This is a genomic window from Saccharopolyspora erythraea NRRL 2338, assembly GCF_000062885.1.
Taxonomy (GTDB): domain Bacteria; phylum Actinomycetota; class Actinomycetes; order Mycobacteriales; family Pseudonocardiaceae; genus Saccharopolyspora_D; species Saccharopolyspora_D erythraea.
In genome coordinates this window covers 6,418,687-6,441,211 of sequence record NC_009142.1, presented here as the reverse complement: position 1 = coordinate 6,441,211, position 22,525 = coordinate 6,418,687, and the positions used below count along the sequence as shown (strand labels likewise).

Here is a 22,525-nt window from a genome sequence, read left to right as displayed (position 1 = left end):
CGGCGAGGCGCTCGTCGGGTCACCGCGGCGAGCCGACGCGCTGCTGACTGGCGCTGCCCCTTCGGGAAGGCCGGTTTCCTGTTCGGGCATTGGTGAACCCGCGGCGCAACCGGAGCCGGACCGGGACGTCTTACGGGCACAGAAACCGCGGGGGCGGTCACCAACGCCCCGGCGGAGGAGATTCCGAGTTGGAGAGGAACGGTTATGCGACTGAAGAAGATCGCCACGACCCTGGTGCTGTGCGCCGCCGGAGTGTCCGTGCTGGGCGCGGGCAACGCACTCGCCGAGGGGTGGCACAACGAGGTCTGGGCCAAGAACCTCACCCAGGAGGAGTGCTCCAAGCGCCTGGCCGAGGTCAACGAGAATCCCAACGTCGGCGGCGCCATGTGCGACGACTGGAACGACGACGGGAAGTACCAGCTGGTCGTCAGCGTCAGGAATTGATGGCGGACTACGAGGTGAAGGGCATCTTTCCCTGACCTGGTCCGGATCCGCGACGTGCTTTGTGTGGGGTCGTCGACTTGTTCGTGAGATTTGATCAGCGACCCTGGCGCTAAGCCTCGTCCCCGGCCCCCTCGCTCATCGCGTTCCAGCGCCTGGGTGAGGGGGCCGCACCGTCTCCGCCGAGCCTGGCCGACACGGCCGGATGACCGCGGCGCGCTTGCGCCGAACGTCGCCGGCGCGCGGTGGCCCCCGGCGGCCGGCGGATGCGCGACGAGACCGCCGCCTTTCCTGATCCGACGCGCGCGGTCGCGCCCCTCGAACGCCTCGCGTCCGAGAAGCGCCCGATCCCGCGGTCCTGAACATGCGTGTGGCCGGGGTCCGCGAACCCCGGCCACAGCGGAATGCTCAGCTACTGCTCGAAAACGCGCTTCCAGCGTTCGACGGCGGTCAGCCGCTTGAACGACGCCAGGTAGCGGCGCTGCAAACCGGGGAAGCGCCGGGCGAGCGTGAAGTGCAGGCGCAGCGACGTCGCGAGCAACTGCCAGAACTGCTCGCGGTCGCGCCGCAGCAGCCGCACCCCGCGACCGTCGGTGGACGACACCGTGGCGGTGTCCAGGGCGGACAGCACCGTCCAGCGGGCCTGCGCCGGGTTCAGGTTGTGCTGCGGGCGCTTCTGGTTCTCCGGGTCGACCGGTGTCAGGTTGTGCACGATCCCGCGAACCAGGCCGCCCAGCTTCAGCGCGGGGTTCGCAGGCCTCTGCTCCGACGCCGCGGTCCGCGGCGGCTCCGCGAACCGCGCAGCCGCCGGCGGCAGGTCGCCTGCCGACCACAGCATGCGGGTGTCCTCGAACTCCCCGCCGCGCTTGCGGACCTCGGGCAGCGCGGTCTCCAGCTTGCTGAACAGCGTCTCGGGCCCGGCCAGGAAGTCGCGCACGGCCATCTCCCGCAGCGCGACGGTGGAGTACTCCATCGACAGCAGCCGGTGCAGGCTGATCTTGAGGCTCTCCAGCAGCAGCCGGGTCGGGCGCGGCGGGCCGTGCAGAGCGGCCACCACCAGCTGGTTGCGGGTGAGGAAGTACTCCTGCCAGTTCAGGCTGTCGTGCTTGTCGGCGAAGGACATGTGCCAGACCGCGATGCCGGGCACCGTGACCGTCGGGAACCCGGCCGCCCCGGCCCGCAGCCCGTACTCCACGTCGTCCCACTTGATGAACAGCGGCAGCGGCAGCCCGATCCGCTCGGCGACCGCCCGCGGGATCATGCACATCCACCAGGCGTTGTAGTCGACGTCGACGCGCTTGTGCAGCCATGGCGTGTGCCGCAGCGGCTGCTCGGCGAAGTCGTGGTCGGTGTCGGTGTCGGGGTGGTGCCGCCACCCGAACCCGCCGCGGTCGACGATCTCGCCCATCACGTGCAGCTGCGAGCGCGCGGGCAGGTTGAGCATCTGGCCGCCGACCAGCATCGGCTGGCGGGCGAAGCGGGAGAACGCCAGCGCCCGCAGGATCGTGTCCGGTTCGAGCTGGACGTCGTCGTCCATGAACAGGATCTGCTCGCAGTCGGTCGTGGTCAGCGCCTCGTACATGATGCGCGCGTAGCCGCCGGAGCCGCCGAGGTTGGGCTGGTCGACGATCCGCAGCCGGTCGCCGAGCACCTCCCGCACCTCGCCGAAGCCCTCCTGGTCGCAGACCTTGTCCGCGCCCTGGTCCGGGATGATCAGCGCGGTCACGACCTCGCGCAGCATCTCGTCCCCGGCGATCGCGCGCAGCGTGGCCACGCAGTCGGCGGGGCGGTTGAACGTCGGCATGCCCAGCGCGACCGACGCCCGTCCGGGCGGTGGCACCAGCGCGTACCAGCCGCCGGAGTGCAGCACCACCGGCTCGTCCTCGGTGGTGACGTCGAACCAGTACCAGCCGCCGTCCTCGAACGGGCCGAGCTCCAGGATCAGGTTGAGCTCGTGCGCGCCGGGTGCGTCGAACGGTGCGCTGCGCACGTGCACCCGGCCGCCGTCGGCCCGCGACCGGTAGACGTCCACCCGGCCGGGGCCCTCCAGCATCAGGTTCAGCCGGATCGCGGTGATCGTGGTCCACCGGCGCCAGTAGCCGGCCGGGAAGGCGTTGAAGTAGGCCGAGAACGACACCGTGCTGCGCTCCCGCACGTGGACCGAGCTGCGGGAGAGCGGGCGGGCGTTGCGCGCGGGCGCGCCGACCGCGCGCAGGTGCTTGCCGCGGGCGATGCGGGCCGGCGGCGGGGACTCGTCGAAGTAGAGCGCGCGCACGTCCATCGGGTCGGTGGTGCGCGGCATGACGATGCGCTGGAGCAGTGCGGGTGGCGAGATGACCGGGGCGGGGTCCGGCTGGGCCAGGTGGCCGGCGAGGTTGGTGGGCATGGTCGTCGTCCAGTTCTTGGCGGGTGCGGATGACATCAGGAGTCGGTGCGGGCAACAGGGCGGCGAAGCCGGCAGGCGGTCGGCGTCCGCCGCGGGGTTCGACTCAGCGAGCCGGACCGCTGAACAGCCGCTCCCAGTTCGCGGGACTGCTCAGCGTCGACGCGGTTTCGCGGTATCGGTGGGCGGTTCTGGCGCCGTGGCGCAGGAACCGCCACAGCACCAGGGCGCTCCGCCTGCAGAGCCGGAGCATCAGCTCCCGGTCGAACCGGCGGACGCGGACGCCGCGCTGGGACGGGTCGGTGACGACCGCGGTGCGGAACCGCGAGACGTGCCACCACTTCTCGTCGGCGGCCTGGATCGCGGCGCTGCCGGCCGGCCGGTTGCACAGGTGCGCGACGAGGCGGGCCAGCATCGCCAGCCGCGGCCGGCGCGGGGCGGGACCGGCGGCGCACAGCGCCACCTCGCCCGGCACCTCCACGGCGGGCACGCAGTGCGTTTCGGGGAACTCGGCGCGGAGCTTGGCGACCAGCACGGCCGCCTCGATCCCGCCGTCGTCGAGACCTTCGGGCCCGCGCAGGAAGTCCTCGACCGCGCGGATGCGGGTGGCGGCCAGGCCGTAGCGCATCGACACCAGGTCCTCGACGAGCGCGCCCAGCATCCGGCGCGCCACCACCGCCACCCCGAACCCGCCGTGCAGGCCCGCGGTGATCAGGCCGTTGCGCAGGTGGAAGTAGCCGGCGTGGTCGTCCTGGCTGCGCCAACGGGAGTCGCCGTGCCAGACCCCGGCTCCGGGCAGCGCGATCGTGGGGTAGCCGGCGGCGCGGGCGCGCAGCCCGAACTCGACGTCGTCCCACTGCTGGAAGAACGGCAACGGGTAGCCGATGCGGGCCGCCACCTCGGACGGGACCAGGCAGCACCACCCGGCGTTGGACGCGGCGTCCTCCCGGCGGTCCAGCGTGCGGCGCAGCACGCTGGCCGGGGCGCCCGGATCGAGGCTCTGGGCGGCCGGACCGCTGACCTGCGGGACCGGGCCGCCGGCCGGTGCGGTGCCGAGCCCGGTGAGGTCCGGGCCCGAGCCGGCCAGGACGGGGTCGAGCTGGTCGGGGTGCAGCTCGCACAGCAGCTGCCCGCCCACCAGCGAGGGCTCGGCGGTGCAGGCGGCGAAGGTCATCAGGCGCGACAGCGTCTCCGGTTCCAGCCGGACGTCGTCGTCGATGAGCAGGGTGTTGACCCGGCCCCGGCAGCGCACGCTCTCGGCCAGCCCGCGCGAGAAACCGCCTGCGATGCCGAGGTTCTGCTGCCGCAGGTAGTGCAGCTTCGGCCCGAGCACCCGGCTGACGAAGCCGAACCGCGAGTGGTCCTCGGCGCGGTCCTCGCCCTGGTCGACCACGTGCACCGAGTCGAGCCTGCCCAGCAGCTCGGTGTCGCGGACCAGCTCGACCAGCGCGTCGACGCAGTGGTCCGGGCGGTTGCGGGTGGAGATCACCAGCGCGGTCGGGCGCGGGGTGCGCGGGGCCTGCACCAGCCAGCGGACGTTCTCGACCGTCACCTGCTCGTCGTCGGTCTCCACGTCCAGCCACAGCGCACCGCCGTCGACGAACCGGTCGATGCGCGCGGTCAGGCGCACCGCCTGCTCCTCCGGTCCGGCGACCACCGTGGTGGACACGGTGCGCTGGTCGCCGGAGCTGTCGGAGGCCGCGACCGAGACCCGGCCCGCGCCGTGGACCAGCGCGGTGACCTCGACGACGCCGATCTCGGTCCAGCGCTGCCAGTGGCTGGCCGCGAACCGTCCGAAGTAGGTGTTGGTGGTGAGCCTGGTGTGCGGTTCCAGCGTGACCCGCTCGCGCTCCCGGAGCACCGCGCCCCGGCGGGCCCGCGAGTACAGCTCGTCGGGCGCCAGCGTCGACGGACCGGCGAAGAACGTGCGGTGGGCGAGCAGCACCCCACCGCTGCGAGGTCTCTGCGGCCGAAGCGGCGCAGGCGGTTCCGTCGTGGTCGGTGCGTCTTCGGCCATCTGCTGCAGCTCCTGGGGTGCGGACGGTCCCGTGCGGCTCGGCAGCGGTGGAGTCCGGAGGAACGAGGAGGCCTGCAAGCGGCGCGGGAACTGGTTTCGGCCTGGGGCGGCCGTCGCATCAGGCTGCAATGTAGGGGACGCGGGCGCCGCGACCGCCCGGAAAAAACCGCTGATCACCTTGTCCGGTGACGTATTCGCCCTGATCGGGTTCCCCGGATCGGGCGGCGGGAGCACGCCGGGTCCGGGGTCCGGGAAGCTCTCCACGCGCGACTTGGCGAACAGCGGCAGAATTCCGCCTTCCAGCTCGACGGAAGGCGAACGCCCCCAGCGGCTGACCTCTGGAAACCACGCTTTTCCGCTACGCCGCCGGGGATCCCGGCCTGCGACGGCTACCGCGGCGGCAGGCCGACGGCGAGTTCCTTCGCGGCCCGGCGCAGATGCGGGAGGTAGGAGCGGAGCTCCTCGACGGAGCTGCGGAAGGCGGGTGCGGCGCTGGACACGGCGGCAACCGCGATCCCGGCCGGGTTGAGCACCGGCACGCCGATGGCGAGGATGCCCTCCTCGTGCTCCTCGTCGGCGATCGCGTACCCGTCCCGGCGCACCCGCTCGATCTCCTCGCGGAAGCGCTGCCGGTCGGTGATGGTCCGGGGGCCGAGCGGGGGCAGCTCCACGGTTTCGAGCAGTTCCTCGCGCGCCTGCTCGGAGGCGAAGGCGATCAGGCACTTGCCCATCGAGGTGGCGTGCAGCGGGCCGCGCTGGCCGGGTTCGCCGGTGATCTGCACCTGCCGCGTGCCCTCGACGTAGTGCACGTAGAGCTGGCTGTGGCCGTCGAGCACCGCCATGAGCGTCGGCTCGCCGGTCTCCCGGGTGATCCGCCGCAGCACCGGGGTGGCCAGCTCGGTGAAGCCGCGGGCGTGCAGCACGCGCTGGCCCAGCTCGAACAGGCGGAGTCCGAGGTTCCAGCGGCGTTCCTCGTCGAGCACCGCGAAGTCCTCGCGGGCGATCGAGGTGAGCAGCCGGTGCGTGGTGCTGACCGGGTAGCCGGCGCGTCTGGCCAGTTCGGACAGCGTCATCCCGCGCGGTGCCTCGCCGAGCAGGACCAGCAGGCGCAGCGCCTTGCTCACCATGTCGCCGCGCGGTGCGGCGTCGGGCGCGTCCGGCACGCTTCCCCAATCTGTCGTGGACCGGTGCCGCGGATGTTATCGCCTCGCTGTTGACCGACCTGGATCTTCGTCCTTAGGCTTCCACAACACAGTAAAGCTTCCCGCATCGCGGAAAACAACCGAAGCGCAAGGCGTACAAGGGAGTCCGCCGTGACAGCACCCGCACCGACCGGTCCCGCCGAGCTGGGGAGGCAGCGGTGGTTCCGCCTGCTGCCGGTCGCGTTCGTGACCTACTCGCTGGCCTACCTGGACCGCTCCAACTTCTCGATCGGCGTCGCCGGCGGGATGAAGGAGGAGCTGGTCCTCACCGGCGCGATGTCCTCGCTGATCGGCGCGTCCTTCTTCCTCGGCTACTGCCTCTTCCAGATCCCCGGCACGCTCTACGCCGAGCGGCGCAGCGTGCGCGGGCTGATCTTCTGGTGCACCCTCGCGTGGGGGCTGCTGGCCGCCGTGCAGGGACTCCTGCACAGCGCGGTGCTGCTGATCGTGGTGCGCTTCCTGCTCGGAGCGGTCGAGGCGGCGGTGCTGCCCGCGATGGTGGTGTTCCTCGCCAGGTGGTTCACCAGGGGCGAGCGCGGCAGCGCGAACGCGATCCTGATCCTCGGCAACCCGATCACCGTGATGTGGCTCAACGCCGTCTCCGGCTACCTGGTCGAGCTCACGAGCTGGCGGGAGATGTTCATCATCGAGGGCCTGCCCGCGGTGGTGTGGGCGTTCGTGTTCCGCGCGCTTGTGTCGGATCACCCGGCCGAGGCGAAGTGGCTCGACGAGGGCGAGAAGAGGCGCGTGATCTCCGCGCTGGACGCCGAGCGCGCGCAGGCCACGCCCGCGAGCACCTTCGCGGCGGCCTTCCGCTCACGGCCGGTGGTGCTGCTCTCGGCGCAGTACCTGCTGTGGAGCGTCGGCGTCTACGGCCTGGTGTTCTGGCTGCCCAGCATCGTGGCGGCGGGCACCGGCCAGGGCATCGGGATGAGCGGGCTGCTCGCGGCGATCCCGTTCGGCGTCGCGGCACTGCTGATGGTTCTCAACTCCCGGCTGTCGGACCGCGCGGGCAGCCGCCCCCGGTTCGTGTGGCCGTGGCTGCTGTTCGGCGGTGTCGGCTTCTACCTGTCGTATCTGCTGGGACCCGACAACTTCTGGCCCGCGTTCGCGCTGCTGGTGCTGGCCGGCGGTGCGATGTACGCGCCGTACGGGCCCTACTTCGCCCACGTCGCGGAGATCCTGCCGAAGAACTTCGCCGGTGCCGGGATCGCGTGCGTGAACACGGCGGGCTCGGTAGGCGGGTTCTTCGGGACCTACCTGGTGGGATGGCTCAACGACGCCACCGGCGGCACGGCGGCGTCGTTCGTCATGATGGCCGCGACGATGGTGGCGTCGGCGCTGATCACCCCGCTGGTGCGCGGACAGCGCCCGGCGGAGGTCGCCGCGACGACCTGACACGGGCGCGACGCGACGACTCGGACGTGTTTCGGATGTGGCTTGCGTAGTGGGGCGCTTGGCGGAACCTCAGCCGCCTTCTCACTCCGGGATCTTCGACTGACGTATGTCCCGGGGCGTCGAAGCTGTCCTCGCGAGAAGACGGCTGAGAACCCGCGGGTGGTCCAGTTGAGTCCCCACCGCAAGCGGCTCCGCCGCTTGTGAAACAGAGCCTCGACGATCGGGGGAGCCCGACGACTCGGCGATCGGGACACCCCAGGACGCGGGTCGGACCACAGCGCGGCCCGGACCGGCGAGCACGGTCCGGGCCCGCGCGGTCAGCTCAGGGCGCCCAGCACGTCGGGGACCTCGCCGGTGTGCACGACGCCGAGCCGCTGCGTCGCGCGCGTCAGCGCGACGTAGAGGTCGTTGAGCCCGCGCTCGGACTCCTCCACGACCCCTGCGGGGTCCACGACCAGCACCGAGTCGAACTCCAGGCCCTTGGCCTGCTCCACGGTGAGCAGCACCGCGGGCGACTCCAGGCCGTCGGGGCGGGTGCCGACGGCGGTGCCCGGCACCTCCTCGGCCACCTTCCCGCCCAGCTCGGCCAGCCGCTCCGGCGGCAGCAGCACCGCGAGCCTGCCGTCGCCGACCGCGTGCAGCTCGTCGGCCACGACGCCCGGGAGCTCCGTCGCCAGCCGTTCCTCGGCGACGTGGCGCAGCCACGGCCGGTGACCGCTGCTGCGCACCGAGGTCGGCGCCTCCAGCTCGGTGTCCATCGCGTCGAGCACGTCGGCGGCGACGGTCATGATCTCGGCAGGCGTGCGGTAGTTGACCGTCAGCTCCGCGAGCTTCCACCGGTCGGCGACGTAGGGGCCGAGCACCTCGTGCCAGGACCTGGCCCCGCCCGGCGCGCCGGTCTGGGCGATGTCGCCGACCAGCGTCATCGACCGGCTCGGGCAGCGACGCATCAGCACCCGCCACGCCATCTCCGACAGCTCCTGCGCCTCGTCGACGATCACGTGGCCGAAGGTCCAGGTGCGGTCCTCGGCGGCGCGCTCGGCGGCGGTCAGGTCGCTGCGCGTCTGGTGGCGCTCGGCGAGCAGCTCGGCGTCCAGGACGTCGGAGACGCGCAGCCGCTCCTCGTCGGCGATCTCCTCGTCCTGCTCCATGATGTGCAGCACGCCCTGGGCGTAGGCCAGCTCCTCGCGGGCCTGCCTGGCCCGCTCCTCGCGCTCCTTGGCGTCGTCCACGCCGAGCAGCTCGGCCAGCTCGTCCAGCAGCGGCACGTCGGCCGGGGTCCACTCGGCCCCGGGCTCGCGCAGCAGCTCCTCCCGCTCGCCGGGGTCGAGGTGCTTGCGCGCGGCGGTGGTCAGCCGCTCCGGCGAGGACAGCAGGTCGTCGAGCACCTCCTGCGGGGTCAGCTCCGGCCACAGCCCGTCCAGGGCCTCGACGACCGCCGGGTCGCCGCGCAGCTCGACGTTGATCTCGTCGAGGTCGCGGCGGTCCAGCAGGTCCCGGCCGAGCCGGTCGGCGACCTGGGTGGTCAGCGCCGAGAACATCTCCTGCAGGAAGACCCGCCGGGCCAGGTTGTGCGGCTTGCGCGAGCGGCGGGCGCGCGTGCGGGCGTGGGTGACGTCACGCCGCTGGATCCGCAGCGGTTCGCGGTCGAACTGCACCTCGATGTGGTCCTTGGGCGCCTGCTGCCGGTCGCGGACCGCGGCGGTGAGCACGTCGACCATGCTCGCCCAGCCCTTGATCTCCGCGGCGCGCGCGGGCTCCGCGGCCGTCGCCGTGATGCCCGGGAACAGGCCGCCGACGGTGGACAGCAGCACGCCGGTCTCGCCGAGCGAGGGCAGCACCTGCCCGATGTAGCGCAGGAAGGTCGAGTTCGGGCCGACCACGAGCACACCGCGCTTGGTGAGCTGCTCGCGGAAGGTGTAGAGCAGGTAGGCGGCGCGGTGCAGCGCGACGGCGGTCTTGCCGGTGCCCGGCCCGCCCTGCACGACCAGCACGCCGTTCATCCCGGCGCGGATGATCTGGTCCTGCTCGGCCTGGATGGTGGCGACGATGTCGCCCATCTGCCCGGTGCGCCGGGCGTCCAGCGCGGCCAGCAGCGTGGCCTCGCCCGCCAGGCCCAGGTCGCTGCCCTGCTCGGCGGCGTCGAGGTCGAGCACCTCGTCCTCGAAGTCGACCACCTCGCGCCAGCGGGTGCGCAGGTGCCTGCGGCGCCGCACGCCGTCGCGGGCGGCCGCGGTGGCCAGGTAGAACGGCCGGGCCGCCGGGGCCCGCCAGTCGATCAGCAGCGGCTCGTACTCGTCCTCCTCGTCGAACAGCCCGAGCCTGCCGACGTGGAAGACCTCGCCGCTGTCGAGGTCCAGGCGCCCGAAGCACAGCCCGTGCTCCACCGCGCTGAGCTGGGTCAGCTTGTCGGTGTACATCGTGGTGGAGATGTCGCGCTCGGTGCGCGCCTGCGGCGTCCCGCCGGTCTGGCGCAGCGTCTCGGTGAGACGCTTCGTGGTGTCGCGCCGCAGCTCGTCGAGCTTGGCGTACAGCATCGAGACGTACTGCTGTTCGGCGGTGATCTCGTCGGTCCGGTCGGCTTCCCGATCAGCTCGGGGGCTGGACAATGGCTCCACCTTCTGCGCTCACACGGCCAGGTTCGGCGGCCGCAGGCGGATGCGGCCCGACCCGCCAATATACCTGTCGCACGGCGGCGGGCAGCCCGCTCGCGAGCGGCCGGGGCGTGCAACGCCGCGGCGGGCGGGTCGCATTCCGGCCCTGGGCAGAGGCAGGCGGCCGGTCCTCGGGGGAAGGGAACCGGCCGCCTGGGTTCGGGGGAACGGTGTTCGGTTGTCGGGGGAGTGTGCTGGATCAGTAGCCGCGGTAGCTGCCGCCGGAGTCGACCCCGACCACGCCTGGCACGTCGGAGACCGAGCCGTAGCGGTCGATCGAGTACCGGACACCGGCGATGATGTTGTCCACCGGGTCCAGGATGTCGCCGTGGCCGGGCAGCGCGTAGGACTCGAAGGTCGGCTCGATGGTCTGCATCAGGCCCTTCGACGGGGTGCCCATCGCGGCGTTGGAGTCCCAGTTGTTGACGATCTTGGGGTCGCCACCGGACTCGTGCTCGATGATCGTGCGGATGTCCTCGACGTCGGCCTTGCTCTTCGGGGTGCCGTTGGCCTCCAGCACGGCCACCGCCTCCTTGATCCAGCCGTCGAGCTGGTCCTTCGGCGGGTCGGCCGGGGCCGCGGGCGCGGCCGCGGAGCGCTCCTTCGGCGCGGCCTCGGCGCCGCGCTCCTGGACGGCGGCGGGAGCGCCGCCCGGAGCGGCCTCCACCGGAGCCGCCGCGGGAGCCGCCGCGGGAGCCGCCGCGGGAGCCGCCGCGGGAGCCGGAGACGTGGCCTCGACCGGAGTCGCCGCCCGCAGCGGGGCGGTCTCGGCGGCCTGGGCGACGTGCGCGCTCTGCACGTGTTCCGGCTCGGCCGGCTGGCCGATGCCGCTGAGCACGCCGACGACGCCCGCGGCGGCGACCACGGCGCCGAGCTGCACCGAGCGCATCCGCGGGGACAGCCGGCCGTTGCCGGTGTCGTCGTGGTGCCACCAGGCCACCGCGGGCGCCACCCTCTCCCGGAGGCGCGCGAAGGGGCTGGAGGCGGTTTCGGGGGTGGTCGGGGTTTCGGGGGTCTCGGGGGTTTCGGGGTTTCGGGAGGTCACGCATCCAAGAGTCCGGATACGGAGAGTGCTGCACACCGAGGTTTGCAACGGCCCAGGTACCTGGTTTACGCCCTTCGGGCGACGTCACGCCTCCAATTGGTGACGGTGCGTGAAAATATCAGGTCCCGGTGTCGGCTGGGCCACTCTGCTTCTGCCCGGCGATCCAGCCCGCGATCTGGGCCCGCGAGGTGAAGTCGAGCTTGGTCAGGATGTTCTGCACGTGCCCCTCGACGGTGCGCTGGGCGATCACCAGGCCCTCGGCGATCTCCTTGTTCGTCCGGCCCTGCGCGACCAGCTCGGCGATCTCGCGCTCCCGGCGGGTCAGCGGCATCGGGTGGACGTTGTCGCGCCGCGCGGTCGTGGCGCGGGCGTGCTTCTTGGACTCGAGGGCGAAGTCGTGCGCGGCGGCCGGCGGCATCTCGTAGCCGCGGTCGAACGCCTCCTGGAAGTCGCGGTCGCCCAGCGCCTCCCGCACCCGGGACACGTGCTCGTCGTGCCCGATCTCGAACGTCGAATAGTAGGCGGGCGCGGCTCGCAGCGCCTCCCACACGGCGGCGGCGGCACCGAACAACCGGGCCGCACGTTCGTGGCGGCCCTGGATGCCGGCCGTCCACGCCAGTGTGTCCAGGGTGAAAGCCGTGGCCAGCCGGTTGGACAGCCTGCGCTGGAGCCGCAGCGCCTCCTTGGCCACCTCCTCGGCGTGGTCGACCTCGCCGCGCGAGACCTCCACGTGCGCCGTCGCCCACAGCGCGTGCGAGCGCCAGAACAGCTCGCCGAGGTCGGTGCTGAGCCGCACGCAGCGCTCCAGCAGGTCCAGGCCGAGGGTGTGGTCGCCGCTCAGCCCGCGCGTCAGGCCCAGGCCGAACAGCGCGAACAGCTCGCCGCCGGGGACGTTGTGCTCCTGGAAGCCGCCCAGCGACTCGCGGAACAGCTCGCCCGCCCGGTCGAGCCTGCCGTCGAAGAACTCGGCCATCCCGCGCGTCTGCTGGAGGTAGGAGCGCTCGATCGGGCCCGCGTACTCCCCGGCCAGCGACAGCGCCTCCTCCAGCGGTGGCCGCGCCGCGTCGTGGTCGCCCTGCAGCAGGGCGAACCAGGCGGTGCTGCGCAGCGCCGACACCCGTTCGCGGCTCGGTTGCGGGGACGCCTCGAGCGCCTGGTCCAGCCAGTACCTGGCCTCCCCGGCCAGGCCCCGGATGCCCCAGAAGATCGCCATGTTCCGGGTCACGCGCAGGGCGGTGCCGTGCTCGGGAGGCTGGTCCAGCGCCGACTTCATCGCGGTGCGCAGGTTCGACTGCTCGCTGGTGAGCCGGTTGACCCACGCGACCTGCTCGGGTCCGACCCACTCCATGGCGAAGCGCTCGATCATCCGGTCGTACCAGCGCAGGTGCCGCCTGCGCACGTCCTCCGCCTCGCCGGAGGCGGCCAGCTTCTCCTGCCCGTACTCGCGCAGCGCGTGCAGCAGGCGGAAGCGGACCTCGCCGCCGTCCTCCTCGCGGATCAGGATCGACTTGTCCACCAGCGAGTGCATGGCCCCGACCACGTCCAGCCGGTCCAGCTCGGCGCCGCCCGCGACGAACTCGGCGGCGTCCAGGTCGAAGCTGCCGGAGAAGGCCGACACCCGCGCCCAGGCGAGCTTGTCCTGGTCGGAGGCCAGCTCGTAGCTCCAGTCGATCAGCGCGCGCAGGCTCTGCTGGCGCGCCGGGGCGCCCCGCCTGCCCTCGCTGAGCAGGTCGTAGCGCTCGGCCAGCCGCTCCTCCAGCTGCTGCGGCGACAGCGAGCGCAGCCGCACCGCGGCCAGCTCGATCGCCAGCGGGTTGCCGTCGAGGTGGTAGCACAGCCGCATCAGGGAGGCGGCGTTGTGCTCGTCGACCTCGAACTCCGGCACGGCGGCCTTGGCGCGGTCGACGAACAGCCGCACCGAGGCGAACTGCTCGTAGGCGTCGGCGGGCGGCAGGTTGTCGATGTCGGGCACCTGCAGCGGCGCCAGCGACAGCGTGCTCTCCCCGGCCACGCCCAGCGACTGCCTGCTGGTGGCCAGCACCCGCACGCCGGGGCACCACCGGATCACGCTGTCGACGAGGTCGGCGACGGCGTCGACGATCTGCTCGCAGTTGTCGAGCACCAGCAGGATCTCGCGGTTCTTCAGGTGCTCGACGACGGTGTCGATGTCATCGCCCGAGGACGGGCCGCCCAGCCCGAGCTGGTCGATGACGGCGTCGGTCAGCAATCGGGGGTCGAGCACGTCCTCCAGCCCGACGCACCACACCTTGTCGCGGAACGACCGCCGCATGTTGCCCGCCACCCGAAGCGCCAGCCGCGTCTTGCCGACGCCCCCGGGACCGGTGATGGTCACGACCCTGGACTCGGCCAGCAGCCGCTTGGTGAGCGTGATCTCGCGCCTGCGGCCGACGAAGCTCGTGACGTCGACCGGGAGGTTGCCCGCCGGCTCCCGAACACGGGCCTGTGCAGTGGAGACCACATCCCGAGCGTAACCCGCTCGCGGCGGCGTGGCCTGCGAAGACGATCGCACCATCGCTACTCGAACCCGCGTGCGCGCGGCCGCTAGCAGTGCTCGGCGGGCACGTACCCGCGCTCGCAGCCGTACTCGCGCTGGAGGTCGCCGGAGGACTTCCCGCCGCCGTAGGCGTCGGGGTCGCGGGCGCCGGGTCCGGTCACGGCGCCGTCGCCCTCCAGGACCGGCACCGGGCCGGTGCTCCGGCCGTTGTCGGCGGGTTCGGTGCCCTGGCCCGGCACGCTCAGCCAGGCGCAGAGGACTCCGGTGGTGACGAGGGTGAGGAAGAACGTGGACGCGGGGCGGTTACGTCGGGGGGAGCGCATGGGTTCCATTTCCTCCGAAGACCGGCTCGGGGAACAGGGACTTTCGGCAGGTGTCCGGTCGCCGACCCCGTCGGGTGAGGCGCCGGACACGTTTCGTGGGGGTCGGTCCCCCGGCACCGTAGTGGCGTCCGCCACAGATCGCACGTCTTCGTTTCAGCAGCGCAACGGCCTGATCCGGAACGAACGCGTGCCGACGCCGGGTCGGCCTCAGGCACGGCCCGGCCTGGGCGGACGCGCGAACGTCCTCCGGACGTGTGGCACCGTCTAGGGGGCGCACAGCGATGCGCACGGAGGATGTGAGGAGAGCGATGGGCACCAGGAAAGCTCCAGCGCTGACCGTCGCGGCACTGGTCGCGGGCGGCGTGCTCGCCGGTGGGGCGCTGAGCGCGCAGGCCACCGGCGGCAGCCCCAGCCCGTGCCAGGCCAGCGCGAAGGCGTGCGTGAGCCTGTCGACCAACCAGGCTTGGCTGCAGGACAACGGCAAGACCACCTACGGGCCCGTCCCCACCACGAGCGGCAAGCCCGGATCGGAAACCCCGGAGGGCGTGCACAAGGTGCTCTGGAAGGACGCCGACCACGTCAGCACCGAGTTCAACAACGCGCCGATGCCGAACTCGGTGTTCTTCACCAAGACCGGCGTCGCCTTCCACGAGGGCAGCCTGGAGCAGCAGTCCAACGGCTGCATCCACCTGTCCACGACCGCGGCGAAGCGGTTCTTCGACACCCTCAACCCGGGCGACGAGGTCCAGGTCGTCAAGTGAGGTCCCGGCGCGTCGCCCGCGGCGCGTCAGCCGGCCAGCGGCATCGCGGAGATGGCGACCGGCGCGGCGGTGAGCACGGCCAGCACCCAGCGGCGCCGCGCGAGGCTCTCGGCGGCGGCGCGCCCGGCCGGTGCCGCGACCACCGCGGGCCACATGAAAAGCGGGTCGCGCCCGAGCACCGCCCAGAGGAGCAGCCCCGCCAACACGCCGAGTACGGCGAAAGCGGCCACAACGCTGCCCGGTCCCCATCGCCGTAGGCGGCAGAACCGGTCCACCACGAGTGCGAGCGGTACGCCGAGGACGACCACGACGGCCGCGATGTAGGGCATCGCCGCGAGCACCTGCCTCGCGTGCTCCAGCGGCGAGAGGCCGGTCGCGGGGACGGCGACCGCGACGTAGAGGGTGCCGCTGGCCGCCCAAAGGGCAGCCACGGCACCGCCGAGCACCAGCAGCGGGTACGGAACCTCATCCGCTCCTGACGAGCGCCCTCCGACCGACTGCCGTGTGTTCGCGATGTCGGCGATCCAATCGGCGTTCGGTTCCGCCGGGCAAGCTTCCCGGGCGACTCGTACCCGCTCGGCGTAGCCGGAGATCGGTCGGACTGGAGCGACGGGCGCTGTTCTAGGGTTGGCCCGTGCGGTTCGAGGGTTTCGGCGACGGTGCGGTGGAGTTCTTCGAGCAGTTGGAGGAGGACAACTCCAAGGCGTTCTGGACCGACAACCTCCAGCTCTACCGGGAGCACGTGCGCGGGCCGATGGAGGCGCTGGTCGCCGAGCTGGAGCCGGAGTTCGGCCCCGGGTTCGGCAGCGGCAAGGTGTTCCGCCCGCACCGCGACGTGCGGTTCAGCTCCGACAAGTCGCCGTACAAGACCCACTGCGGCGCGGTGATCGAGCAGGGACGCGGTGGCGGCGCCTACTACGTCGAGATCAGCGCGGCCGGGATGCTCGTCGCGGGCGGCTGCTACCACACCGAGTCCGACCAGCTCGCCCGTTTCCGCACCGCCGTCGACACCGAGATCCACGGCGAGCGGCTGCGCGAGATCCTGGACTCGTTGCGGGGCTGGGAGATCGCGGGGGAGAGGCTCAAGAGCCGTCCGCGCGGGGTGTCCGAGGACCACCCGAGGCTCGACCTGCTGCGCCACCGCACCCTCTACGCCCTCCGGCGATGGGAACCCGACGACGTCCTGCACGAGCGCGACTGCCTGCAGCGGGTGCGCCGGAGCTGGAAGCAGGTGCGCGAGCTGAACCAGTGGTGCGCCGACCACATCGGACTGACGGAGAAGAAGCGCCGCTGAGGCGAAGCGGCGCCGCTGACGGTCGCACGTGGCGCGTCAGCATCGCGTGGCAGCGGGCCAAGTGCGCCCGGCGGCCTCACGCCAGGCCGAGCTGCTGCATCAGGGTCAGGTTGTCGCCCATCGGCCAGTACTCCGCGAAGCGGCCGTCGCGGACCCGCAACAGGTCCATGCCGTGGTAGCGGACCTCGGCCCCGGCCTTGCCCGGGAAGTCGGGCACGCCGCCGCGGAAACGCCCCGCGAAGGTCCACCGCGCGGCCACCAGGTCGCCGTCGACGATCGGCCCGTGCTCCAGCTCGACCACCACGTCGTCGAACATCTCGACGCCCTCGCGCACCTTGTCGGCGATGACCCGCGCTCCGCTGTAGTCCCTGCCCGGCCCCCAGTGCGCAATGGCGTCGGCGGTGAAGATCCCTTCCGCGATGCCGGCCATCTCCTCCGGCGGCGCGTTCCACAGCCCGGGCAGCCAGCGGCGGTACAGCTCGTGCGCGGTCGGTTCCATCCGGCGACACCCCCAAGGTTTGCGTACGTGTACGCAAAAGTACTACCCGCGGGTCAGCCCGTCCAGCAACGCCTCCAGCCCGGGGCCGAAGGTCTCCGTCGTCCTGGGGTGCGCCACCGCCGCCAGCGCCGGGTACCGCGAGGCGTCGACCTCGCCGAGCACCTGCCGCGACTGGGCCGGCTCGGTCCGCGCCGACTGCCGCACCACCAGCTCGCCCACGACGAACCGCCACACCACCCGGTAAGCGTCGTATGCGGCGTCGGGATCGAGCCCGCAAGCCGCGAAGCTCGCGGTGATGTCCTCGATCAGCCACAGCACCGACGGGCCGACGAGGTTGCCCGCCGCGAGCACCCGCACCGCCCAGGGGCGGGGTACCAGCTCGTCGTGCAGGAGCGTGCACAGAGCCGTCAGCCGCTCACGGGGATCGGCGGGGAGGTCCGGCGCCACGATCTGCCGGGCGGCGCGGTCGAGCAGCAGCACCAGCAGCTCGTCCTTGCCTCCCACGTGCCGGTACAGCGACATCGGGGAGGCTCCGAGCGCGACGGCCACGGAGCGCATCGTCAGCGCGTCGACCCCGTCGCGCCGGACGATCTCCTCGGCCGCCCCGACCACCGCGTCCCTCGTCAGCTTCGGCGGCCGTCCCGGCCCGCGGGTCTGGTGCATGCCGACCAGCAAATCAGCCGCGGCGCGACACCGCGACCACCGTCCAACCGGCCACCGCGCCCAGCGCGTCGAAGCCGATGTCGACCGGGTCGAAGCTGCGCCCGATCGGCAGCAGGCCCTGCGCGACCTCGGACAACACCGCGTAGGCCAGCAGGCCCGGCAGCAGCGGGCGACGCAGGCCCGCCATCCGGCCGGTGATCGCCAGCGCCGCGAACAGCAGCAGGTGCACGACCTTGTCGGTGCCGGGCGGCGCGACCGGAACGCCGGATTCGGGGGTGAACAGGACGACCAGGCTGGCCGCCACCGCCAGACCGAACGGAACCCTGGTGAGCTGCGCTCTGTAATGATCCAGCAACGATGTTCCCCGATTCGACTCCGCAGCCGACGCTGCGTACTGCACGCGGCGGTCAACAGACTAGGCTGACCCAACGTGAGTCGACGAGCCAAGATCGTTTGTACCATGGGCCCCGCCACTGCCAATCCCGAGCGGATGGCGGAGCTCGTCAGCAGCGGAATGGACGTCGCCCGGCTGAACTTCAGCCACGGCAGCCACACCGATCACCAGCGGGTCTACGACATGGTCCGGGCCGCGGCCAAGGAGTCCGGCCGCGCCGTGGGCGTCCTGGGTGACCTGCAGGGACCGAAGATCCGCCTCGGCAAGTTCGCCGCCGGGCCGGTCGAGTGGCGCACCGGCGACGTCGTACGAATCACGGTCGACGATGTCCAGGGCACCCACGACCGCGTGTCCACCACCTACAAGGGGCTGGCCTCCGACGCCAAGGTCGGTGACCGGCTCCTGGTCGACGACGGCAAGGTCGGCCTGGTCGTCAGCGCGGTCGAGGACAACGACGTGGTGTGCGAGGTGACCGAGGGCGGTCCGGTCTCGGACAACAAGGGCCTGTCCATGCCCGGCATGGACATCTCGGTGCCCGCCCTGTCGGAGAAGGACGTCGAGGACCTGGAGTTCGCCCTCCAGCTCGGCGTGGACTTCGTCGCGCTGTCGTTCGTGCGCAGCCCCGCCGACATCGACCTGGTGCACCAGGTGATGGACCGGGTCGGGCGCCGGGCGCCGGTGATCGCCAAGCTGGAGAAGCCGGAGGCGGTCGACAACCTCGAGGCCATCGTGCTGGCCTTCGACGGCATCATGGTCGCGCGCGGCGACCTGGGCGTCGAGGTCCCGCTCGAGCACGTGCCGCTGGTGCAGAAGAAGGCGATCCGCATAGCGCGGGAGAACGCCAAGCCGGTCATCGTGGCCACCCAGATGCTGGACTCGATGATCCAGAACTCGCGTCCGACCCGGGCCGAGACCTCCGACGTCGCCAACGCGGTGCTCGACGGCACCGACGCGGTGATGCTCTCCGGCGAGACCAGCGTCGGGCGCTACCCGGTGGAGACGGTGCAGACGATGGCGCGCATCGTCGAGGCCGTCGAGGCCGGTTCCACCGCGCCGCCGCCGCTGAGCCACGTCCCGCGCACCAAGCGCGGCGTGATCTCCTACGCCGCCCGCGACATCGGGGAGCGGCTCAACGCCAAGGCGCTGGTGGCGTTCACGCAGTCCGGCGACACCGTGCGAAGGCTCGCGCGGCTGCACACCCGGCTGCCTCTGCTGGCCTTCACCCCCGAGGAGTCGGTGCGCAGTCAGCTCGCTCTCACTTGGGGGACGGAGACGTTCCTCGTGCCTAAGGTGGACACGACCGACCAGATGGTACGGCAGGTGGACCAGGCGATGCTGTCGCTGGGACGTTCCCAGCGGGGCGACATGGTCGTCATCGTCGCGGGTTCGCCGCCGGGCACCGTCGGGTCGACCAACCTGATCCGTGTGCACCGGCTGGGCGAGGAAGACCACATCTGATCCTGGCCGGGCCAGTGCCGCAGGTGGCAGTTTTCCGGCCCCGGCCCGGAAAACCGGCCACCGCGGCGCGCGACCCGAGGAGTCCGCAGTGACCGAAGCGGCCAGAGCTGCCGCCGCCGACCCGGCGGGCAGCCGCATCGACGGCTCAGTTGCGCTGGACCACGGCGTGCCGCACGGCCAGCCCGTGCTGGACGACCTGGTGGCGCTGCTGGACCTCGAGCGCATCGAGGAGAACATCTTCCGCGGCGTCAGCCCGGCGGAGTCCCCGGTGCGGGTCTTCGGAGGTCAGGTCGCGGGGCAGGCCCTGGTCGCCGCGGGTCGCACGGTGCCGGAGGACCGGTCGGTGCACTCGCTGCACGCCTACTTCATCCGGCCCGGGGACCCGAGCATCCCGATCGTCTACGAGGTGGACCGCACCCGGGACGGCCGGTCGTTCACAACCCGTCGAGTGGTCGCCGTGCAGCGTGGCAAGGCGATCTTCTCGCTCTCGGCCTCCTTCCAGGTCGAGGAGGACGGCATCGACCACCAGGAGCCGATGCCGGAGGTACCCGACCCCGAGACGCTGCCGACCTACGGCGAGCTCGCGGGGGAGATGCTCAGGAAGCTGGGGCGGGCGCAGCCCCGCCCGATCGACGTCCGCTACGTCACCGACCCGCCGTGGGAGCGCCGCGGCAGCGACAACCGCGAGGCGCGCAGCCAGGTGTGGATGAAGGCCGACGGCTCGCTGCCCGACGACCCGCTGCTGCACGTCTGCATGGTCGCCTTCGCCTCCGACCTGACGCTGCTGGACGCCGTCCTCGGCAGGCACGGCGTCTACTGGGGGTTCGACGACGTCTCCGGCGCGAGCCTGGACCACGCGATGTGGTTCCACCGCCGCTTCCGCGCCGACGAGTGGCTGCTCTACGACTGCGCGTCGCCGAGCGCCTCCGGTGCGCGCGGCCTGGCGACCGGGCGCTTCTTCTCCCGCGACGGACGCCTCGTCGCGACCGTGGTGCAGGAGGGCCTGCTGCGCGTCAACCAGTGACGCCGCGCTGACGGTCTCCGGCCGCTGACGCCGAAGGACGCGCAACCCCGCCCGACCACGCGGTCCGGCGGGGTTCTTCGCTGTCCGGGCCGGTCCAGCACCGATCGCGCAGGCGGTCCGGACCTCCCCGCCCGGTGCGTTCATCGCGGGGTCCCGTGCCGGATGTCAAAGATCGGTCGACCGCTCCGACCTGTCTGCGACAACTTGCCCGCCGCGGTGCGATCGGCGCAGCATTCGCCGTCGTCTTCGTCCGCGGGCAGCGAAGGCTGAAGCATCCGCTGCTGGACCTGCGGCTGTTCGCCGACCGGTCGTTCGGCACGGCGCTGGGCGGCATGGTGTCGGCTACGCTGCTGATGGGCGCGATCATGCTGTTCATCACCCAGGACCCGCAACTGGTCGAAGCATCGGCGAGCACCACGCCGGCTATGAGCTCACCCGCGCCTCCCGCGCCGCCACGAACTCCGCGTGACCGAGCACACCGTCCCGCCCGGGCTCCGATTGCGCCGTCGCCACACCCTCCGGCTGGAGCAGACCGAACGAGGTGGTGAGGCGGCGATGAAGCTGCTGTGGTCGAGCCCGAACACCGCGCAGCGGATCATCCCGGCCGGACAGCTCTTCCCGGCGGGCTGATACCCGGCACGGCGGACCTCCGCCCGGCCAGGTCGGGCGGGGTCCTTCGTGCCGCTACTTGCGTCGCCGCTTCGGCCGCAGGTGCGCGGGCGCCGTCAGCGCCCGGGTGTGCACCTGCTCCAGCACGATCGAGCTGGTGAAGTGGCGGACCTCCGGGCGCGACGCCAGCTTGTCGACCAGGAAGCCCTGCAGGTGCGCGGTGTCGGCCACCGCGACGTGCAGGAGGAAGTCGGCCTGCCCGCTGACGTGCAGCAGCGACCGCGTCTCGGGCTGCGCCAGCACGAACTTGCGGAACTGGTCGACGACTTCGCGGGTGTGCGGCCGGACGTTGATCGACACGATCGCCTCCAGCGCCAGCCCGGTGGCCGCCGGGTCGACGTCGATGTGCGACCCCCTGATCACGCCCTGTTCACGCAGCCGGCGCACCCGTTGCAGGCAGCTCGACGCGGCCAGCCCGACCCGATCGGCGAGCGTGCGGTTGGGCAGGGTCGCGTCGTTCTGCAACTCCTCGAGGATCTGCCAGTCCACCGAATCGAGTTCTACGGATTCACGCATAACCGAACATTCTACGGTGGATGTGGCGTGACGGCGAACGTTCCGCGCACGATCGGCCTGCTTTTCAGACGCGTGCGTGAGGAGAAGGAGGAGTCGTGCACATCGCGTGGGGGCCGTACCTGCTCGCCCTGGTGGTGATCGTCCTGGTTCCGGGACCGGACTTCGTGGTGGTGACCAGCAGCGCGGCGACCGGTGCGCGGAAGGGGTGGCTGGCCGCGGCGGGCGTCACCTGCGGGCTGCTCATCCACGCCACCGCCGCCACGCTGGGGCTGTCGGCGCTGCTGATGACGGTTCCGCCCGCGCTGGTCGTGGTCAAGGCGATCGGCGTGGTCTACCTGGGGTACATGGGGGTCCAGATCCTGCGCAGGTCCGGCGCGGCGCAGCAGCAGGCGACCGCCGACGTGCCGCGTTCCGGGCGGTCGGTGTTCCTGCGCGGCCTGCTGATCGACGTGCTCAACCCGAAGGTGATGCTGACCTTCCTGACGCTGCTGCCGCAGGCGATGGACCCGGCGGGCGACCCGATGTCGCAGGCCGCTCTGCTCAGCGCGGTCGCCGTCGGTGCGTTCGGCCTGTGGTGGCTGCTGGTGGTCCCGTCGGTGCGCCGGCTCTCGGCGCTGCTGGCCGACCCGGGCCGCCGCAAGGTGTTCGAGCGCTGCTGCGGGGGCGCGCTGCTGGCGATGGCCACCTCGATCGCCTTCTCCTGACCGAGTTCACCTGTCGCGACGGCCTTTCCGCGCAACCCGCGGGAAGGCCGCGCTTTTCGCGCGGCGGCCACTGGGCTGGTCAGGTCGTGGCTTCGGTCAGGACTGGGCGAGGGCGTCCTGGTTTTTCCGAAAGTGCACCTGGAGCCACATCCGGACGGGGTCCCTGCGCGGGTCGTCCTCGCTGACCGTGCCGTCGTCGCTGCCGGTGTTCCAGTGACCCTCCTGGCGGTAGGTCCTGATGAGCGCCACGACCGTGACGGTCCGCGTCACCACGATCCTGCCCGTGGGCATCGCGAGGGCCTGGCTCTGTGGTACGTCCAGTCCGCGAAAGCGGCCGTGCCTCGCCCTAGCAGGCCCTCGCAGGTCCAGCCGTCTTCCTCCGCCTGGTCGGACTGGCGCTGGTCGCGCAGGGCGTTGCCGGTCACCGCTTCCCGGTTGACGTGGAGGTAGCCCGGAACGTCCTCCTGCACCGGAAGCGTCGCTTCGAGCCCGCTCCGGCGTTCGAGCACCGGGCTGCCGCAAGCAGTCGCACCGACCAGCACGAGCACCACCGGGCCGACTACCG

General features: G+C 72.0%; 21 protein-coding genes. 8 read left to right on the top strand and 13 right to left on the bottom strand.

The genetic code is table 11. The features are described from left to right. The first annotated feature begins 204 nt into the window (after window positions 1–204). Complete coding sequence (locus tag SACE_RS27485) at window positions 205–444, top strand: hypothetical protein (protein WP_009948094.1); 240 nt, start codon at window positions 205–207, stop codon at window positions 442–444. A 409-nt stretch (window positions 445–853) separates the two neighbouring features. Here SACE_RS27485 and SACE_RS27480 read toward each other — a convergent pair whose 3' ends face one another. The 3 genes from SACE_RS27480 to SACE_RS27470 form a co-directional block, all read right to left on the bottom strand. Beyond that, window positions 854–2,863, bottom strand: coding sequence for a glycosyltransferase (locus SACE_RS27480; RefSeq protein WP_231849805.1), 2,010 nt, complete (start codon window positions 2,861–2,863; stop codon window positions 854–856). A gap of 67 nt (window positions 2,864–2,930) precedes the next feature. Beyond that, a complete protein-coding gene (locus tag SACE_RS27475) occupies window positions 2,931–4,841 on the bottom strand; it encodes a glycosyltransferase (RefSeq protein WP_143538241.1) in 1,911 nt (636 codons plus the stop codon). Window positions 4,842–5,230: 389 nt separating this feature from the next. Then, the gene (locus tag SACE_RS27470) at window positions 5,231–6,004 is read right to left on the bottom strand and encodes an IclR family transcriptional regulator (protein WP_009948097.1); all 774 of its coding nucleotides are present in this window, start codon (window positions 6,002–6,004) and stop codon (window positions 5,231–5,233) included. 150 nt (window positions 6,005–6,154) lie between these two features. Here SACE_RS27470 and SACE_RS27465 point away from each other — a divergent pair, with 150 nt between their 5' ends. Further along, window positions 6,155–7,441, top strand: a complete 1,287-nt coding sequence (locus tag SACE_RS27465; protein ID WP_009948098.1) for an MFS transporter — start codon at window positions 6,155–6,157, stop codon at window positions 7,439–7,441. A gap of 317 nt (window positions 7,442–7,758) precedes the next feature. Here the strand turns inward: SACE_RS27465 and SACE_RS27460 are convergent, their stop codons facing one another. The 4 genes from SACE_RS27460 to SACE_RS27445 all read right to left on the bottom strand — a co-directional run bounded on the left by SACE_RS27460 (window position 7,759) and on the right by SACE_RS27445 (window position 13,978). Continuing rightward, entirely contained in the window at window positions 7,759–10,050 is a 2,292-nt protein-coding gene (locus tag SACE_RS27460; protein ID WP_009948100.1) for a HelD family protein, read from the bottom strand. Between the two features lie 244 nt (window positions 10,051–10,294). Then, the gene (locus SACE_RS27455; RefSeq protein WP_231849803.1) at window positions 10,295–11,140 is read right to left on the bottom strand and encodes a transglycosylase SLT domain-containing protein; all 846 of its coding nucleotides are present in this window, start codon (window positions 11,138–11,140) and stop codon (window positions 10,295–10,297) included. 118 nt (window positions 11,141–11,258) lie between these two features. Next, window positions 11,259–13,619: an ATP-binding protein gene (locus tag SACE_RS27450; protein ID WP_009948103.1), complete on the bottom strand. Its 2,361-nt coding sequence runs from the start codon at window positions 13,617–13,619 to the stop codon at window positions 11,259–11,261. Between the two features lie 83 nt (window positions 13,620–13,702). Beyond that, a complete protein-coding gene (locus tag SACE_RS27445; protein ID WP_009948105.1) occupies window positions 13,703–13,978 on the bottom strand; it encodes a hypothetical protein in 276 nt (91 codons plus the stop codon). A gap of 308 nt (window positions 13,979–14,286) precedes the next feature. On the opposite strand from SACE_RS27445, the gene SACE_RS27440 reads away from it, so the two are divergent. Then, a complete protein-coding gene (locus SACE_RS27440) occupies window positions 14,287–14,739 on the top strand; it encodes a L,D-transpeptidase (protein ID WP_009948106.1) in 453 nt (150 codons plus the stop codon). A 26-nt stretch (window positions 14,740–14,765) separates the two neighbouring features. Here the strand turns inward: SACE_RS27440 and SACE_RS27435 are convergent, their stop codons facing one another. Then, window positions 14,766–15,170 (bottom strand): hypothetical protein, encoded by a 405-nt coding sequence (locus tag SACE_RS27435; RefSeq protein WP_231849801.1) that lies wholly within the window; start codon window positions 15,168–15,170, stop codon window positions 14,766–14,768. A gap of 203 nt (window positions 15,171–15,373) precedes the next feature. Between SACE_RS27435 and SACE_RS27430 the strand changes: the two genes are divergently transcribed. Next, window positions 15,374–16,033: a DUF2461 domain-containing protein gene (locus SACE_RS27430; protein ID WP_009948108.1), complete on the top strand. Its 660-nt coding sequence runs from the start codon at window positions 15,374–15,376 to the stop codon at window positions 16,031–16,033. 76 nt (window positions 16,034–16,109) lie between these two features. On the opposite strand, the gene SACE_RS27425 is transcribed toward SACE_RS27430, so the two are convergent. Genes SACE_RS27425 through SACE_RS27415 form a run of 3 tightly spaced genes read right to left on the bottom strand, consistent with a single transcriptional unit; the run spans window position 16,110 to window position 17,550 of the window. After that, the gene (locus tag SACE_RS27425; protein ID WP_009948109.1) at window positions 16,110–16,532 is read right to left on the bottom strand and encodes an ester cyclase; all 423 of its coding nucleotides are present in this window, start codon (window positions 16,530–16,532) and stop codon (window positions 16,110–16,112) included. Window positions 16,533–16,574: 42 nt separating this feature from the next. Then, window positions 16,575–17,195, bottom strand: a complete 621-nt coding sequence (locus tag SACE_RS27420) for a TetR/AcrR family transcriptional regulator (RefSeq protein ID WP_011874819.1) — start codon at window positions 17,193–17,195, stop codon at window positions 16,575–16,577. A gap of 13 nt (window positions 17,196–17,208) precedes the next feature. Continuing rightward, complete coding sequence (locus tag SACE_RS27415; protein ID WP_009948111.1) at window positions 17,209–17,550, bottom strand: VanZ family protein; 342 nt, start codon at window positions 17,548–17,550, stop codon at window positions 17,209–17,211. Between the two features lie 75 nt (window positions 17,551–17,625). Between SACE_RS27415 and pyk the strand changes: the two genes are divergently transcribed. The 3 genes from pyk (at window position 17,626) to SACE_RS38005 (ending at window position 20,701) form a co-directional block, all read left to right on the top strand. Further along, window positions 17,626–19,047, top strand: coding sequence for a pyruvate kinase (gene pyk / locus SACE_RS27410; RefSeq protein WP_009948113.1), 1,422 nt, complete (start codon window positions 17,626–17,628; stop codon window positions 19,045–19,047). Between the two features lie 88 nt (window positions 19,048–19,135). After that, on the top strand, window positions 19,136–20,071 hold the full coding sequence (gene tesB, locus SACE_RS27405; RefSeq protein ID WP_009948115.1) for an acyl-CoA thioesterase II: 936 nt from the start codon (window positions 19,136–19,138) through the stop codon (window positions 20,069–20,071). Between the two features lie 465 nt (window positions 20,072–20,536). Further along, a complete protein-coding gene (locus SACE_RS38005; RefSeq protein WP_009948116.1) occupies window positions 20,537–20,701 on the top strand; it encodes a hypothetical protein in 165 nt (54 codons plus the stop codon). Window positions 20,702–20,755: 54 nt separating this feature from the next. Here SACE_RS38005 and SACE_RS27400 read toward each other — a convergent pair whose 3' ends face one another. Then, window positions 20,756–21,256 (bottom strand): Lrp/AsnC family transcriptional regulator, encoded by a 501-nt coding sequence (locus SACE_RS27400; protein WP_009948117.1) that lies wholly within the window; start codon window positions 21,254–21,256, stop codon window positions 20,756–20,758. A 95-nt stretch (window positions 21,257–21,351) separates the two neighbouring features. Here SACE_RS27400 and SACE_RS27395 point away from each other — a divergent pair, with 95 nt between their 5' ends. Next, window positions 21,352–21,960 carry a LysE family translocator gene (locus tag SACE_RS27395; RefSeq protein ID WP_009948118.1) on the top strand — a complete coding sequence of 203 codons (609 nt, stop codon included), beginning with the start codon at window positions 21,352–21,354 and terminating at the stop codon, window positions 21,958–21,960. Window positions 21,961–22,056: 96 nt separating this feature from the next. Here the strand turns inward: SACE_RS27395 and SACE_RS27390 are convergent, their stop codons facing one another. Beyond that, entirely contained in the window at window positions 22,057–22,251 is a 195-nt protein-coding gene (locus SACE_RS27390) for a hypothetical protein (RefSeq protein ID WP_011874815.1), read from the bottom strand. Between the last annotated feature and the right edge of the window lie 274 nt (window positions 22,252–22,525).

Coding starts and splice junctions, on each gene's coding strand:
- SACE_RS27400 (WP_009948117.1), bottom strand. CDS start 21,256: ATGCGTGAATCCGTAGAACTCGATTCGGTGGACTGGCAGATCCTCGAG.
- SACE_RS27475 (WP_143538241.1), bottom strand. CDS start 4,841: ATGGCCGAAGACGCACCGACCACGACGGAACCGCCTGCGCCGCTTCGG.
- SACE_RS27440 (WP_009948106.1), top strand. CDS start 14,287: ATGGGCACCAGGAAAGCTCCAGCGCTGACCGTCGCGGCACTGGTCGCG.
- SACE_RS27485 (WP_009948094.1), top strand. CDS start 205: ATGCGACTGAAGAAGATCGCCACGACCCTGGTGCTGTGCGCCGCCGGA.
- SACE_RS27480 (WP_231849805.1), bottom strand. CDS start 2,863: ATGTCATCCGCACCCGCCAAGAACTGGACGACGACCATGCCCACCAAC.
- SACE_RS27445 (WP_009948105.1), bottom strand. CDS start 13,978: ATGCGCTCCCCCCGACGTAACCGCCCCGCGTCCACGTTCTTCCTCACC.
- SACE_RS27390 (WP_011874815.1), bottom strand. CDS start 22,251: ATGCCCACGGGCAGGATCGTGGTGACGCGGACCGTCACGGTCGTGGCG.
- SACE_RS27425 (WP_009948109.1), bottom strand. CDS start 16,532: ATGGAACCGACCGCGCACGAGCTGTACCGCCGCTGGCTGCCCGGGCTG.
- SACE_RS27420 (WP_011874819.1), bottom strand. CDS start 17,195: ATGCACCAGACCCGCGGGCCGGGACGGCCGCCGAAGCTGACGAGGGAC.